The sequence below is a fragment of the Prevotella merdae genome, assembly GCF_900290275.1.
Taxonomy (GTDB): Bacteria; Bacteroidota; Bacteroidia; order Bacteroidales; family Bacteroidaceae; genus Prevotella; species Prevotella merdae.
Genome location: NZ_LT985327.1, coordinates 21,266 through 38,095, shown reverse-complemented (window position 1 = coordinate 38,095; position 16,830 = coordinate 21,266). Strand labels below are relative to the sequence as shown.

Below are 16,830 nucleotides of genomic sequence, written 5' to 3'. Positions count from 1 at the left end.
CTATAAATGTTGACTACGTTTAAAGATAATGGTCTGCGCCACTCCTCTTGCCGCAAGATATACAAGGAAGGCGAGCCATAAGGCATGGTTGTGCAGTTGATAACGCAATGATATGTATACGATGAAGAAGAGTAGGGCAGACAAGGCCGATGACAATAGCATGCCGCGTGTTGATGTGGTGCCAATGAACACACCATCCCATACAAAGGCAGCCATGCCGCATAACGGTATGAACACAGCCCAAGGCAGATAACTTGTTGAGGCTGCTATAACCTCAGCATCGTTGGTAAGCAATGATAGAAAGGCAGAACCGCCTATGGCATATACTAATGTATATATAGTAGACAGTGCTATGCCCCAACCAAACAGACGGTACAAGGTCTTGTTAAACTCCTGATGGTTGCCTGCACCATACAGTCGGCCACAAAGCGCCTCTCCTGCATATGCAAAACCATCCATAACATAAGAGAAGAGTGTGAATAGTTGCATAAGCAGAGTGTTGACGGCAAGCACAATAGTACCCTCGGCAGCTCCGGCAGAGAGGAAATAGAAGTTGACCGATACAATAAACAGTGTGCGCAAGAAGATGTCGCGGTTTACGGTGAAGAAGCGTTGCATGGCAGCACCATTGATAATGTTGTTCCAACGAATTCGATGGAACAACCGCTTGGCGTATGTATTGGTCCACAGCAATAGCGACACAACGATAGCAAACCATTGTGCTGTGAGTGTGCCAAGAGCCACACCCTCTATATTCATATCCAAAGCATAGACAAACAGTAGGCTTGCCACAATGTTTACCACATTTTGCAGTATGCTTATCATCATAGGCAGGCGGGTGTTCTGCATGCCTATGTACCATCCCGTAAGACTGTAAAGGCACAACATAGCCGGTGCGCCCCATATACAAATACTGAAGTAGGTGCGTGCAGCCAAAGCTGTTGGGCTGTCAGGATTGATAAAAGCCAAGGCAATATTGCAGATAGGAGTCTGTAAAAGGATTATAATAAAGGCTATGCCCAATGCAACGACGATGGAGCGTGCTAATAATGAAGCCACACCATCGAGGTTGCGTTGGCCATAGGCTTGAGATGTCATACCGCTCGTACCCATACGTAGAAAGCCAAAAATCCAATATATAACATTGAATATCATACTGCCTACAGCTACGGCACCTATGTATACAGCCGACCCCATATGACCAGATATGGCAGTGTCTACAAGTCCCAACAATGGCACCGTTATATTGCTGACAATAGACGGAAGAGCTATTTTGAGTATTTTACGATCGATAGATTGCATCATTGTGTAGCCTTAAACTTATGGGCTTACTTAATCTTGTCGAATCCCTCGCCGAATACGCCGTGACAGAAAGTCTGCGACACAAGAGCATCCGGATCTATTTCGTTGATAAGGTTGAACACATCCTGTGACTCGTATTTACGAGTAAGCACAATAAGCATTTTAACATCGTTTTGGCTATACCATCCCTTTCCGTCAACAACAGTAACGCCACGATTAACACGGTGATTGATAACATCGGCAATCTCCTTATGTTTCTTAGAGATGATAAGGAACTGCACGGTCTGTCGTGTACCGTTTACAATATAGTCGCATGTTACGGTAGCGGTGATAGTGAAAACAATACCGTATATGATGGTCTCCATACTGTGGAAGAGGATGTATGACGAAGATATGATGATACAGTCTACGAACTGCATGGCACGTCCAAAGCTGAGACGGAAGTACTTGTTGAGCAACATAGTGAGGATATCAGTACCGCCAGTAGAGCCATTGTGTGAGAATACAATGCCAAGACCTGCACCACAAAGAACGCCAGCGATTAGTACATGCATGAATTTGTCTTCGCCTGGAGTCATAATAGGAAATGTAGCAAAGAAAGGCTGCAATACACTAATCATGAAAGACAATATGCCTACACCAACGATTGTGCGCCAGAAGAATTGCTTTGTAAGTGCCGACATGGCAATGACAAGCATCAAGACATTAAGCGCAAGCACAGATGTACCGGCAGGGATGTTAGTGGCATAGTAGATAAGTGCCGATGCACCAGCCACACCGCCCATAACCAATTTCTCAGGCAATGTATATGCACAATAGCCTACGGCATAGAGAAAAATGCCGAATGTGATGAAGAACATGTCCTTGGCATTGCTTTTGAGGCTCTTGCCTGGGAGTTTTACTGTTGTTTTCTCCATTGTTTCTTTGATTTGATTTTAGTATGTTTAAGTGTATGTTATCTTTATATATTATATGTATAATCAGTGTAAAGCCTTTTCAAACTGTCCGCTTTGAGCAAAACTCAAGCCTTGTATCTTGTTTGTTGTATGGCGTGTGGAATACTTGAATGTAACACTCTTCTCGCCACTGAATGATGTCCAATGCAATGTCATGTCTACAGTCTTGCCACCAGTATCGGGCAGTTGGTCAAGTCGGAATGCTACAATACCGTCGCCCCAATATCCACCCTTTACACCTTGTGCGTCGTGAAAGAAAGTAAGGTCGTATGGATTTGCAGCGTTTGTTGCAGCAAGATTAACGTAATGTGGAGTGCCGTTGGCTGCCCATAATGTGCGGAAGTGTATGGTAAGATAGCCATCCTCGCTAACCGTCCAGTCGCGCATTATCTCTACAGGGTCCTTTCTTAAGTGCATTGCATCAGTCTCGCTGGTGGCAGGATATTCAATCATAGGCTTTGTAAGCACGCTGTCAATCCAGTTGATATATACCTCATAGTTGCGCTTGTCGGCAGGTTGTGTAAGCAGTCTATAGTTGACAAAAGCTCTTACCTCGCGTTTGCCATAAGGAGCAGCTTGCATGTTGGTAGCGGTTAGGCGTGTAGAATCGTCGAGTTGCATATAGAATGTAGAGCCGTCGGCAGATGGTTTAACCGTAACTATGGCATTAGGACGATTAAGAGGATATACCGGAAATTGGTCGTCGTCGTTATCGCAAGACGAAACGGCAACACTTGCGACAAATACTATCGTCGCAATGCAGAACAAGTGGACAGCCCTTAACAGGCTGGATGTATAACGATGTAATTGATGCATGGTGTAAATAAAGTTATATTAGATATTATATAAAGTTCAGGTACGAGCAAGTTCGTTGTCCATATTGTTGTGGCAAAGTTACAATTTAATATTTGAAAAAACAAGAAACAAGATATGGATTTTATATAATTGTCATCTATTCTTTTCTTTTGTCTTTATTGATGGTTAATATGGATAATTATCAATAAAAAGCCGTATTTGTTTTGTTGTTTTGCATATTTCCGCTATCTTTGTATATGATATGCTCAAATATCATGCAATATATCACCCCAGAAGCCATTATACGAGAAAACAGAAAAATTATAGAATATGAAAAGGTCAAGACTCATTTCATTGGTTGTAGCTATGCTCATGCCATTGGCAGCTATAGCCGACTCATATACATCCCTTTGGAAGCAGTTCGACTCTGCCATGCAGAAGGATCATCCACAGTCGGCACTCAAGGTGCTTGCCAAAATAACCGACAAGGCACAACGAGAGCATGAATATGGACAATTGCTTAAGGCACAGGTGTCTATTGCCGGATATGAGACAATGATGTCGCCCGACTCACTGTTGCCAGCTATAGAACGTCTTAAATATGCCGAACAGACTGCTGTAAGCAGTGGCGATAATGTGCTTGCCGCAGTTTATCAGTCGGTGCTGGGTTCGGTATATACCGACAATAGACGATTGCTTGATGACGGTGTAGATATAGGAAAGGAGTATTATGCCAAGTCTATGGCACATCCCGATGCACTTGCATCTGCCTATGCCACAGGATATGAGCCATTTGTGGTGGATGGTGTCGACTCCAAATACTATTATGACGACCTATTGCATGTAATAGGTATGCGTGCAGGCGACTATCGTACAATGCACGACTATTATGCATCGCATGGCAAGCGTGAGGGTGCATTGCTCACGGCGCTTGAGCTTGTAAAGAAGTCGCGCCGTGCAGGAGACGAGGGACGAGTGAAGAAGTCGAAGTACATAATGTCGCTTGACTCATTGGTGCGCCAGTATGGCGACCTCCTGCCATGTGGCGAGGTGGCTATAGAACGTTATGCTTATATGGAGAATGCCGAAGACATTTCGGCAGAAGAGAAGATGAGTTATATAAACTATGCCCTTATGAAGTGGGGGGCATGGCAACGTATGAACATTCTGCGCAATGCCCAACGTCGCCTTACCTTGCCTTCTTTCCATGCTTCGCTTGGTGGCGAAATAGCATTGCCTGGTGTAACACGTAAGGTGATGGTGATGGGGCTTAACAATATAGGGCAGATACGTGTCAGCGCCAGCCTCTTGAATATTGACGGCACAACCAATCTTGATCCCAGCAACGACAAGGATTATGCACGTCTTCGTCGACACATTGTTTCTACAGATCCGGTACTTACCGACGTACACAATTATGTAGGTATGCCGGCATACAAGACCATAAGCGACACCCTGGAAATAAAAGGGTTGCGCACTGGTATGTATCTTGTAGAGGTATCAACCGACAACGTAAGTATGCCGGTTGAGCGTCGTTTGCTGCGTGTAAGCAATCTATATCCTGTTATAGAGATGCTTCCTGGCAAGAAGTGTCGTGTGGCTGTGCTCAACGCCACAACTGGTACTGCCGTGCCGGGAGCAAAGGTTGATGTGGTAATGTCGATAGACCGCGACGGCAAAGAGCACGTTAAGACATTTACAACAGACGTAAATGGAGAGGCATATGTAGAGTATAAAGCCTCTGAGCCACGTGCATACCGTGTGTATACAGACGAGGACAAAGCTTTTCCGCGCACATCTATGGGAGGTCGTTTCTATTATTACGGTAACAAGTCAAATGTAACTCAGACCAAGATTTACACCGACCGCCGTATATATAGACCTGGTCAGACGGTGCATGCAGCAGCTATTGCCTATACATATAATAATAAGGTGTATAAGGGTGAGGCACTTTCGGGCAAGCAGATGACTATAACTTTGCGTGATGCCAATCGTAAGGAAATAGCCAAGCGTACTGTAACAACCGACGAGTTTGGTATGGCTTCTGCCGACTTTGTTTTGCCAGAGGGTGGCTTGACGGGTATATACACTTTGCGTAGCGACCTTGGCAATAACATCTACACTAATTTCTCTGTTGAGGAGTATAAACGACCAACATTCAAGGTAGATTTTGAGAAACCTCAAACCAAGTATGCTGTTGGAGATACAGTTCGCTTTAATGCCACGGCAAAGAGTTTTGATGGTGTGCCTGTTCAGGGTGCAAAGGCTGTTGTAAGAGTTGTGCGTCGTCCCTCAGTTTATTGGCGTTATGCCGATAACGACATCAAGAGCGAGACCGTTTTGGTAGATACTCTGCAAACATCAGCCGACGGAACCTTCACTGTTGCTGTGCCTATGGTTATGCCAGAGACCTACGACGAGCATCCCAAACGCTACTTCAACTTCGACATAACAGCCGATGTTACCGACGTTGCAGGCGAGACACGTCATGGCGAGACCTCACTTCCGTTGAGCGATTATCCTACTATGCTTACATGCGATATCCCGGAGAAGTCGTTGCGTGATAGTTTGACAACCATAACTTTTGCCTATCGCAACAATGCGGGCGAGCCAATAGATGGCATCGTGACTTATACTATCGACAACAACAGCTATACATGCAAAGCCAACACACCGGCAAAGCTCGATGCCGCAGCCTTAGCTTCTGCTCGTCATAATCTTATAGCTGTTTGTGGTACGGATACATTGACAACCTCGTTCGTTACCTTTACTTTGCAAGATAGTAAGGCACCTGTAGAGACACACGACTGGTTCTATCAGTCGGCAGAACAATTCCCTGCTGATGGCAGCCCAGTGTATATACAACTAGGTTCTACTGACAGCATACAGCATGTGGTATATACCATTATCTCAGGCGATAAGATAATAGAAGAAGGCAGAGCCGACCTACACAACGAGCTTCGCACACGTGCTATAAGCTATAAGGAAGAGTGGGGCGATGGTGTCACCCTGTCTGTGGCTTGGGTAAAGAATGGTCGGAGCTACAAACATACAGCTAAAATACAGCGACCATTGCCTGACACTCGTCTCAATATTAAGTGGACTACATTCCGCGACCGTCTTACTCCAGGACAGCGCGAAACATGGACGCTCAACATAACACGCCCAGATGGAACACCAGCACGTGCACAACTGCTTGCAACAATGTACGACAAGTCGCTTGACCAGTTACGCAGTCATAACATCTCGTTCAGCCTACCGGTATATGCCAATGTGCCTTGGTTGTCGTGGAACGGTGTATACAACCGTAACGTATATGCATACAGTGAGGCACCTATGCGATTCCTCAACGAGCGCTCGCTCGACTTCAGCCGCTTCTGTTATCAGTCTTTGTATACCAATTATGGCGAGGTGTTGATGGCTAAGGAAGAGCTTTCCGTGTCTCGTCCTATGTATGTACGTGATAATGCTGCATCACGAAAAGGCAAGAATAAGATATTCGCAGGTGTTATTGATACCGATCGTGTAGCCGATGAAGATGTTTCTGTCAATACATCTCGGATGTTGCCGGCGGTTGGTTCTGCCGATAAAGAAAGCTCAAGTAAAGTGCTAACCGAACAGGTTCGCGAGAATCTTGAGGAAACAGCTTTCTTCTATCCAGGCTTGATAAGCGACGACAAGGGCAATGTTTCTATAAACTTCACGCTGCCCGAAAGTGTCACAACATGGCAGTTGTATGGTTTGGCACACGATGTCCAGATGAACAGCGGCATGATATCAGCCACATCTGTAGCCAAGAAGACTGTTATGGTACAGCCTAATGTTCCACGCTTTGTACGTTCTACAGATAGTGGAATAATCTTGGCACGTGTATCAAACACGTCGGATAAACAGGTTGACGGCACGGCACGACTATCGTTTATCAATCCTGAGACAGGCAAGGAAGTATACCATGCCGACCACAAGTTCGTGGTCAAGGCAGGCGAGACCATAGCAGCCAACTTCGATTTTGACATGTCAAAGATAAAGAACGACGGACTGCTGATATGTCGCATCGTAGCTTCGGGACGTGGATATAGCGATGGCGAGCAGCATTATATGCCAGTTTTGCCCAGTCGAGTGTTGGTTACCAACACCATTGCATTTACTCAGAACGAACCTGGCACACTGCATCTTGACCTAAAGAAAATGTTTGCTGTAAATGATAAGAGCAATAAACTGACGGTGGAGTATACCAACTCGCCTGCTTGGCTTGTGGTTCAGGCTCTACCTTCGATGATTAATCCAGATGGAGACAATGCTATCTCGCTCGCTACAGCATATTATGCCAACTCTATCGGACGCCACTTGATGCAGTCTACACCAGTAATCAAGCAGACAATGGAGTTGTGGAAGAATGATGCATCGCAGAATGGAGGCTCAACATTGCAAAGTGCATTGCAGAAGAATGAAAGTTTGAAGCAAATAGTACTTGCAGAGACACCATGGTTGCTTGACGCAGACCGCGAATCGGAACAGAAACAACAGTTGATGGGCTACTTTAATGAGTCGCAAATCAATTACCGTCTTGCCGACAACCTATTGCGTCTTTCGCGTTTGCAGAATGCTGATGGCTCGTTTGCATGGTGGAAAGGAATGGAAGGTTCGCCTTATATGACGATGTCGGTTCTACAGACTCTGACCCGTCTTAACCATATGGTTGGCGAACAGAATGAAACCAAGACCATTGTACGTACCGCATTTGCCTATATGGACAAGCAGATGGCACGTGAGGTGAAGGAAATGAAGAAGATAGAGAGCGAAGGCAAAGTTAAGAACGTGCGCCCAAGCGAGCTTGCTGTACAGTATCTTTATGCCTCTACACTTGCAGGACGAGATATGCAGCAGTCGGCAAAGCGCAATTTCGACTACCTTATATCACGTCTTGCTGCACAGAACACCGAATTCTCTATATACGGCAAGGCTGTGTCGGCTGTTGTGTTGGCGGGAAATAATCATCGCAAGCAGGCTGCCGACTTGCTGGAAAGCATACGTCAGTACACAGTATACAAGGAGGATATGGGTCGATATTTCGACACACCTAAGGCCCTTTACTCATGGTTCGACTATCGCATACCGTCGCAGGTAGCTGCTATTGAGGCATTAAAGGCTTTGCAGCCAAACGATGCCAATACTATTTCGGAAATGCAACGTTGGCTGTTGCAATCTAAGCGCACACAGGCTTGGGATACACCGCTCAACTCGGTCAATGCTGTTTATGCCTTCTTGGATGGTAATATTTCTTCGCTTACCGAGAACGCAGGACAGCCTGCAGTGATAAAAGTAAACGGACAGAAGTTGGCTATGCCTAAAGCCACAGCAGCACTTGGTTATGTAAAGTCGGCTAAGACGGGCGATAATATGCGCTCGCTAACTATAGAAAAGACGTCTACCGGTACATCTTGGGGTGCTGCTTATGCTCAGTTTATGCAGCCAACAGCCGACGTTGCTGACGCAACAATGGGCATGAAGGTGCTGCGTGATGTGCTTAAGGATGGTGCAAAACTTGACAATGGCAATGTACGGCTTAATGTAGGCGACCGTATTACGGTACGTCTAACAGTGATTGCCGACCGCGACTACGACTTTGTTCAGCTGTCTGACCACCGTGCTGCATGTCTTGAGCCGGCACAACAGTTGTCTGGATATGGTTATGGATATTATTGTCAGCCTAAGGACAATGCCACAAACTACTTCTTCGCACGCCTTGCCAAGGGCAAGCATGTTGTGGAGACAACCTATTATGTAGACCGTTGTGGCATCTACCAAACTGGTACATGCACCGTGCAATGTGCTTATTCGCCAGAGTTTATGGCACGTACCAAGGCTGTGACATTGAATGTTAAAAACAATTGATATATAGAAATATGAAGAAACTATTTATATCTGCATCTCTCTTCTTGGTGGCACTCGCTGCGAGTGCTCAGAAGATAGTGACAGCCAATACTATTGTCGACTGCGGACAGACTGTCTATCAGTCGCCGGCAACTGCCGAGTTTGAAGTAATAAACAAGGGCAATCGTCCAACGCGCATCACTGATATTCGTATGAGTTGCGGTTGCACCGATGTGGAATATCCTAAGGGAACGATTCCTGCCGATAGCAAGTTTATCGTGCGTGTTACATACGATGCACAGACAATGGGACGTTACGACAAACTTGTGGATATTTATACCGAGGGCAACGACGAACCGCTGCTGTTGCGTATGCGTGGACAGGTGGTTAGAGAGATTGTTGACTTTGGCGGCAAGTACGACTTTATGCTTGGTAATATTCAGAGCGATTGCAATGGCATAGAGTTTGACGATGTAAACCGTGGTGAGCGTCCGCAGAAGAAGATACATATACGCAACACTACCGATGAGACTATACAGCCGGTTGTTATGCACTTGCCCGATTACCTTACTGCTGAGGTTTCGCCTTCGAAGATAGCTCCACAACATAGTGGTGTTGTTACCGTAACGCTTAATTCTAAGCGTCTGAAGGATATGGGACTGACACAGACTTCAGTATTCCTTGGTGCATTCTCTGGCGACCGTGTAAGTCATGAGAAAGAGCTTGAGGTATCGGCAGTGCTTTTGCCTAAGTTTGACAATCTTACAGCATCGCAGCTTGCCAATGCTCCACGTATGAATCTGTCGACCACAGAACTTAATCTTGGTGCCTTCAACGGCAAGAAGAAGCTTAAGGGTGAGATTATCATACGCAACGACGGTAAGAATACGCTTAAAATAAAGAATCTGCAGATGTTTACAGTAGGATTGCAGGTGTCGCTAAACAAGCAGAACCTAAAGCCGGGTGAGACTGCCAAGCTTAAGATTACTGCTGAGCAGCGTCAGCTCAAGAATGCACGCTCTAAACCACGTGTACTCATGATAACTAACGACCCTAATCTGCCAAAGGTTACAATTAAGATTATTACGGAGTAGATAAAGTCATATCAACGACATTATTAACAATATGAACAAAGATTTGACAATCGAGATAGACGAAGGCAGCGGGTTCTGCTTCGGTGTTACCACAGCCATCAAGAAGGCAGAAGAAGAGCTGGCAAATGGTACCCAGCTCTATTGCCTTGGCGATATTGTGCATAATGGTATGGAGGTGAAACGTCTGCACGAACAAGGCCTAACAACCATTAATCACGATGAGATGAGCCAGCTGCATGGAGTTAAAGTGTTGTTGCGTGCTCATGGCGAACCGCCTGAAACATATGCAATGGCACGCAACAACGGCATTGAGATAATAGATGCTACATGTCCGGTAGTGCTTGCCTTGCAGCGCCGTATAAAGCGACAATACGATACCAATCCCGATGCGCAGATTGTTATATTCGGAAAGCGTGGTCATGCCGAAGTGCTTGGTCTTGTAGGGCAAACAGAGAGTCGTGCCATAGTTGTGGAAAAGGTGGATGATGTGGAACGTCTCGACTTCTCGCGCGATATCTATCTTTACTCGCAGACTACCAAGTCGCTCGACGGATTTCATCGTGTTATAGACTATATTCAGCAGCACATACAGCCAGGGGCTACGTTCAAGAGCTTTGATACCATCTGCAGGCAAGTGGCTAACCGCATGCCTAATATTGCCGCCTTTGCGTCCAAGCACAATCTGATATTGTTTGTGTCGGGACGTAAGTCGAGCAATGGCAAGGTGCTTTTCAAGGAGTGTCATACGGTCAATCCTAACAGTTATCAGATAGAAAGTCCTGAGGAGATAGACAAGGCGTGGTTTACGGATGACGTGCATACCGTTGGCATTTGTGGAGCTACAAGTACCCCTAAGTGGCTTATGGAGCAATGTCAGCAAAGGATATTGAGTTTTTGATAGCAAGAAAACATCTTTGACAGCAAGCAAAAACATGTTTGATAGCAAGCATAGATACATTTGATAGCAAGCATAGATACATTTGATAGCAAGCATAGATGCATCTTACTTATATAAATAGATTGGTTTAAATATAAAAGCGGCACAACCTATATAGGTTGTGCCGCTTTTGCATAGTATGCTCGGCACGAGCATTGTCTAACGGGTGCAAGTCCCGAGTAAGCCCTAATAGCGGGAATTACATAGCCAAGGGCAAGGGTGTCCATCGTGAGTTGGAACCTGAAAGAAGCCGGCGGCAAACATCTGACCTAACGTACAGAAACTTCATACAAGGCATATGACCGTGGGTAAGGTTGCTACCCAGACCAAAGCCCTATAGCTATTCGGAACGGTTGGTGTAAATGAAGTAGGTATAAGATGGAAAGACAATGTTCTTATCCGAGGAGGTCTCACGGACGCTTCAAATAGTTGTTCTTACGAAAGAAGCGGAGTAAAGCTTGCCGTGAGAAGTCAGCAGACGCCATAGTAGTGCAATACTCGATAACGTTGCACGAAGGGCAGAACCTAACAATCAAGCGATAGTAATTGAAACATACCTTATGAAGGAAAGAATGCAGAAAACATTATCCCAAGTTAATGGCTGCCCCCAAAGAGATAGGTCGGAAACTGAATGGTATGGGGGAGTGCAGACCTTCATGTGGATGTGTGAAGACAACATCGTGGAAGTACCATTCGATAAGGAACACCTTTTCGAGCAAATCCTCAGTCCTTCAAATCTCAGCCGAGTCTACAAGGCAGTGATGAGAAACAAAGGCTGTGGTGGTATCGACAATATGTCGTGTGAGCAACTGCTCACATGGCTCTTGACCAATAAGGATGAACTCATCCGTTCCTTGATGGACGGTTCTTACCGTCCGAACCCAGTGAAAAAGGTAGAAATACCTAAGGACAATGGCAAGATGCGCCTGTTGGGAATACCTACAGTTGTAGACCGTTTGGTGCATCAACCAAGTACTGACTCCCATCTATGAGAACCAATTCTCTAAGACGAGCTACGGCTTCCGTCCGAGAAGAGGATGCCATGACGCACTACGAGGAGCGCAAAGGATAATCAACGAAGGCTACATATATGTAGTAGACCTTGACCTTGAACGCTTCTTCGATACCGTGAGCCATAGCAAACTCATAGAAAATCTCTGGAATAACCTCGAAAAACGGGAGAAATGCAAGTCCAATCCGCAAGGCGGATGATGCAGCCACCGAAAAAGAAAGGGGGATTTCATCTGTAATATGCACGTCCGCTCTCCCAAGGTATTTAGACAGAAATACCATAGCTCTATAGGGCGTTTTCTTCACGCATTACTCCGTAACGCTAAAAACACCCTATCGAGCCAAAGGGAAATCCCTTTGGAAACCCTGTGCAAACGAGAGCAGAAGCCAAACTCGTCTGGATTATGCCGAGTGCTGCAATGGTTCATTTGCATAATAAACCCTGTGAGCCGATGCCACAGGCAGAGAGAAGAAACATAACGATAACCGCAAAAACAGTAATGATATGGGATATTTTTCATTGGACATTAAGAAGGCAAAGGGTACATCGGACACCACGCAGTCCGACCATATAGAGAGAAAGATAATGCCTAAAAACGCAGACCCGACAAGAACACATCTGAACATGGTGCTTGTCGAATACCCTGATGGCGTTCATGGCAGGGATGAAGCGATTGCCCACAGGCTGAACACGGCAGGCATCAGACGGAAAATCACGCACGACCAAGTCCGCGTTGTCCGGGTGGTTTTGTCGGGTACGCACGAGGATATGATGAACATACAGGAAAAAGGAAAGCTCGACGAATGGTGCAACGACAGCATCCAATGGCTGCAAGCCACATTCGGCAAAGACCATGTGGTTGCCGCCCATCTGCACATGGACGAGAAGACTCCGCACATCCACGCAGCCGTTGTTCCTATCGTGACGGGTGAAAGGCGCAAAGCCAAGAAAGAACAGACGGACGGTAAGCGCAAGTACCGCAAGAAAACAAATTCCGTCCGTTATCGGGACTTGAAAAAGAAAAATGAAACCCTTGAAACCGAAACCAGACTGTTACAGGAGAAGAAAGCCGAGGCGCAGGAGGAACTGAAACAGGTAAAAGCGGAAATCCCACCGACAAGCTCAAAAGCGCAGCCACCGATACGGCAACCGCCCTTGCAAGCAGTGTGGGTTCTCTTTTCGGAAGTGGAAGAATGAAATCGTTGGAACGCAGGAACGAGGACTTGCAAGACCGCATCCTTGAACTTGAAGACGAAGCCCGACAACGGGAACGGCAACAAGCCGAACAGATACAGGGGATAAGAAACGCTTACGAGCAACAGCACCGCAAGCTGTCGGAGTTTACGGATTTTGTCAGACGCTATTTCCCGTATGTGGAGAAGCTGATGCCTGTAATAAACTTCCTGCGTGACCGATTGGGGTTCAATGACGGAATAATCAGAAGACTGTGCGAGTTCAAGGAGGTCGGGATAAAAGGCGAACTCTATTCTTCCGAATTTAACCGAAGTTTTGATACCCGACACTCCGTCTGTTCCATCAGACAGGACGAAAACGGTAGATTCGATTTCAAGATAGACGGGGTTTCACACGTGAACTGGTTCAGAAAGAAAATGAATGAGTTTAGAGAAGCTATCGGAATACCGTAACCAAGACAGAATAGGAGTATGAAACTGTAAATCAAAAAAATCCGTGATGTTTGAATGGCAGATCACGGATTTTTCTTACCTTTGTATCGGATTGAGGTAACTCTTTCCAAAACATATTAGATAAGAAAGAAGCGTTATGCGCATCAAGTATTTGGAAACGTAGAAAATTTTCAAATTGCATACTCAGATGGCATAGTGGTTCTCACGCTATAGCGTGGGCTGCTATTACTACATCTGTATGCAAGGTTTCCTACGACCTCCAAGTAAAGACGTGGCTGTGCAGTTCACGCTTTATATATTTATAAGTAAGAATTATGGATTCAGAAAAAAAATGGGGTTGTATTGGATATGCCCTACTAGCACTTATAACTTGTGGACTTACTCAAGGTTTTAAAGTCGTATGCATAATTATAGGAATTTTAATAGCCATTCTTATAGCTTTTATATTTATATCAAATTTATCAACTAAGCGTTTAATAAAGAAATTTAAGCATCAAAAAGATATATATCCTAATGCATACTCTTTCTTTCGAAAAGAATTACGAATATTCCAGTCTGAAAACAATCTTACAAAACAAGATATAAATAAATTCCTCTCATTTCCTAAAGTTGAATGGGAAAAGAGAGAAAAGCTCGAATTGGAAAGAATACAACGAGAAAAGCAGGTATCAACTGAATATAATATGATTAAAGCCAACTATTCAGATGGACTTACTTGTTGGCAAAAAGAACATCCTTCTGCAAACAAATCAATAATAATAAGTAATATTACGGAAATAATAGATTTCGATAGGCGGCAAAAAGAGTTTTTAAGTACCGAAGAATGGGAAAAGGCACAAATAGCTTTTAGTAAGTTATGTCGTAGCAAAAAATCTACAACGCCACATTCTGGTTGCTATTTTTATAACATGAATTTTCAAAAAACCGACTATAAAGGAAATATCATACAAGGAGAATATCGCATATGGCAATTCTTTTTTTCAAGTTTTTGCACTGCAACCGATTTAGATTACACTCATTTTAAACAGACGCAAGAGAATAACATTAATATAGATAAATATAAGGAGGGAAAAATAAATACCCCTTCTTATATCAACATAGAGATTAGTAACTTTATAAAATCATTGGGTGTCCCTGTGCAAGTAATCGCATATGGAGCTGAATTCGATGAAAATCTTCAAGTTCAGTTTTTAACTCTTGATTTGGCTGTACTTGGATTTCAATCATGTGCTCTCCATCATATAGATAAACTATCTTCAAACTATGTTGTTATTATTGATGGAGTAACAACACAAGACTTGTTTGTAAAAAGATGCGAATCTGTAATACAGAAATTTAAGCATCAAAAGCCCTGTATTGTTTATATTTCTTTAATGAAAGAGTTTTCTCGGGAAGAGATGCAAAAACTCATTGATAAAAAGAACATAGAAGTGCAGCAACAAAAACAAATAAAAGATGAAATCAATTCTATTTCTAATGCATTAAAGTCTGCTGATATTGAGACGGCAAAAGAAAAAGTCAAGAAGGTTAAAGATTTTGCTTTGTCTAAAAGCGTAGATAAAGAATTGATAGATGTCATTTGCAAAACAGAGAAAAAAATAGAAAGTGATTATGCTGTTGGAGTGGTTGATGATTTTGATGTTCAATATGTTGATTATTTGATGCCATCAGTTGTCCAAGATAAGAGTAACTGGAAATATCCAGTAACTAAATATCCTGAAGATGGCTGTATTGTTTTTCCATACAGAAGAAAAGCTATAGCAAGAAGAGGGTTCAGTGAAGCTAAATTCCAAAATTATCTACAAGATACTATCAGGGGATGTGATTTACTTATACTCGGTGATTGCAATATACTTCCTGTAGAAGATAACAGGCCTTTTGAACCAGATATAGCGATTATATGCAAAAAGCACCCATCTATAAGAATAGACATTGAAATAGACGAACCATATGCTGCATTTACACGAAAACCTATACATTATATAGGATGTGGGGATGATTTTCGTGATGCACTTCTGAATAATATCGGATGGATTGTTATTCGTTTTACTGAATATCAAGTTTTTTCCAATCCTAAGGGATGTGCGGCTTTTATAGCACAAGTTCTTCATTATATACAACCCTCTATGGTTTTACCAATCGATTTTCTCTCATGTTCTACTCCAAAGGAAATTGAACGATGGACAGAAATCGAAGCCAAAGTTATGGCAAGTGAAAATACTCGCGAGAAATACTTGAACCATGAATTTGGTATTGTTGACAATGAGAAACTTGAAATTGCAGACATAACACAAACGGAAAAAGAAAGGGTTTGTGCCAAGAGAATGAAACCATTGGTGTTTTCTTCAAATAGAAAAGTAAACTATAAAATAGGAGAACCTGTTTTTTGCGAAAAAGACGTTCATATTCAATTCTATCCACAAGAACATATTTATCTATATGATGGACAGGAACAATTTATTCCTGTCAGCAGTGTGATATCTTGTTTCTTTAAGCCATTTGATTCATACTATTGGTCAGAATATAAAGCTAATCAACGAAATATATCACAAGGACAGATTCTTGAAGAATGGGATTCAAAAGGTGCGTGTTCACGTGATGTCGGAACTTTTATGCACCAACAAATAGAAAACTATTATAAGGGACTTCCATATCAACAAGAATTCTCTTTCAAATATGACGGAAAATATGTTCACATAGAAGAACAAATTTCTCTTGAACTTGAATATATGCAATTCATAGAGTTTCTCGAAAACCACAAATTTAAACCGTTTAGAACAGAATGGGCTATATATGATGACGAACTAAAAATTGCTGGTACAATAGATATGATACATAAACGTGGAGATGTTTTTGACATATATGATTGGAAACGTAGTCATCGCATTGTCGATTTTTGGGGTAAACCGATTGCGGTAAACAACTATGGCGAGAAAGGGTTAGGTGAACTCAATCAAATTGAGGATACGCCATATTGGCATTATTGTATTCAACAGAACCTATATCGCTATATTCTCGAAAGAAATTATGACATAATTATCGAAAAGATGTATCTTGTGGTTTTCTGTGATGATACAAATGAATACAGAAAATTGGAAGTGCCACGTATGGATGAAGTCATAATTTCTATAGTAAAATCCTGTAAGAACGGGACTGTTAAGAAGCGGTTGATAACATTACAGGGAGAAAATCTATCATAACATTGATAATTAAG

7 protein-coding genes and 2 pseudogenes are annotated in these 16,830 nt (G+C 43.4%); 6 read left to right on the top strand and 3 right to left on the bottom strand.

The genetic code is table 11. From position 1 onward, the window contains the following. The 3 genes from C9991_RS15585 to C9991_RS15575 all read right to left on the bottom strand — a co-directional run bounded on the left by C9991_RS15585 (position 1) and on the right by C9991_RS15575 (position 3,074). Positions 1-1,302 carry an MATE family efflux transporter gene (locus tag C9991_RS15585; RefSeq protein WP_106813427.1) on the bottom strand — a complete coding sequence of 434 codons (1,302 nt, stop codon included), beginning with the start codon at positions 1,300-1,302 and terminating at the stop codon, positions 1-3. Between the two features lie 26 nt (positions 1,303-1,328). Then, positions 1,329-2,219 carry a YitT family protein gene (locus C9991_RS15580; RefSeq protein ID WP_232823376.1) on the bottom strand — a complete coding sequence of 297 codons (891 nt, stop codon included), beginning with the start codon at positions 2,217-2,219 and terminating at the stop codon, positions 1,329-1,331. Positions 2,220-2,282: 63 nt separating this feature from the next. Beyond that, positions 2,283-3,074, bottom strand: a complete 792-nt coding sequence (locus C9991_RS15575; RefSeq protein WP_106813407.1) for a NigD1/NigD2 family lipoprotein — start codon at positions 3,072-3,074, stop codon at positions 2,283-2,285. Between the two features lie 309 nt (positions 3,075-3,383). Here C9991_RS15575 and C9991_RS15570 point away from each other — a divergent pair, with 309 nt between their 5' ends. From C9991_RS15570 to C9991_RS15535, 6 genes and pseudogenes are all read left to right on the top strand, one after another. Then, a complete protein-coding gene (locus C9991_RS15570) occupies positions 3,384-8,948 on the top strand; it encodes an MG2 domain-containing protein (RefSeq protein WP_232823375.1) in 5,565 nt (1,854 codons plus the stop codon). An 11-nt stretch (positions 8,949-8,959) separates the two neighbouring features. Next, positions 8,960-10,021 (top strand): DUF1573 domain-containing protein, encoded by a 1,062-nt coding sequence (locus C9991_RS15565; protein WP_106813406.1) that lies wholly within the window; start codon positions 8,960-8,962, stop codon positions 10,019-10,021. Between the two features lie 31 nt (positions 10,022-10,052). Beyond that, a complete protein-coding gene (locus C9991_RS15560) occupies positions 10,053-10,919 on the top strand; it encodes a 4-hydroxy-3-methylbut-2-enyl diphosphate reductase (RefSeq protein WP_106813405.1) in 867 nt (288 codons plus the stop codon). Between the two features lie 599 nt (positions 10,920-11,518). Then, positions 11,519-12,162: pseudogene (locus tag C9991_RS15550) on the top strand (reverse transcriptase domain-containing protein); the annotation flags it as partial. Between the two features lie 312 nt (positions 12,163-12,474). Continuing rightward, positions 12,475-13,616, top strand: a pseudogene (mobV, locus tag C9991_RS15545) (MobV family relaxase). A gap of 314 nt (positions 13,617-13,930) precedes the next feature. Continuing rightward, the gene (locus tag C9991_RS15535) at positions 13,931-16,816 is read left to right on the top strand and encodes a putative endonuclease domain-containing protein (protein WP_106813404.1); all 2,886 of its coding nucleotides are present in this window, start codon (positions 13,931-13,933) and stop codon (positions 16,814-16,816) included. The last annotated feature ends 14 nt before the right edge of the window (positions 16,817-16,830 follow it).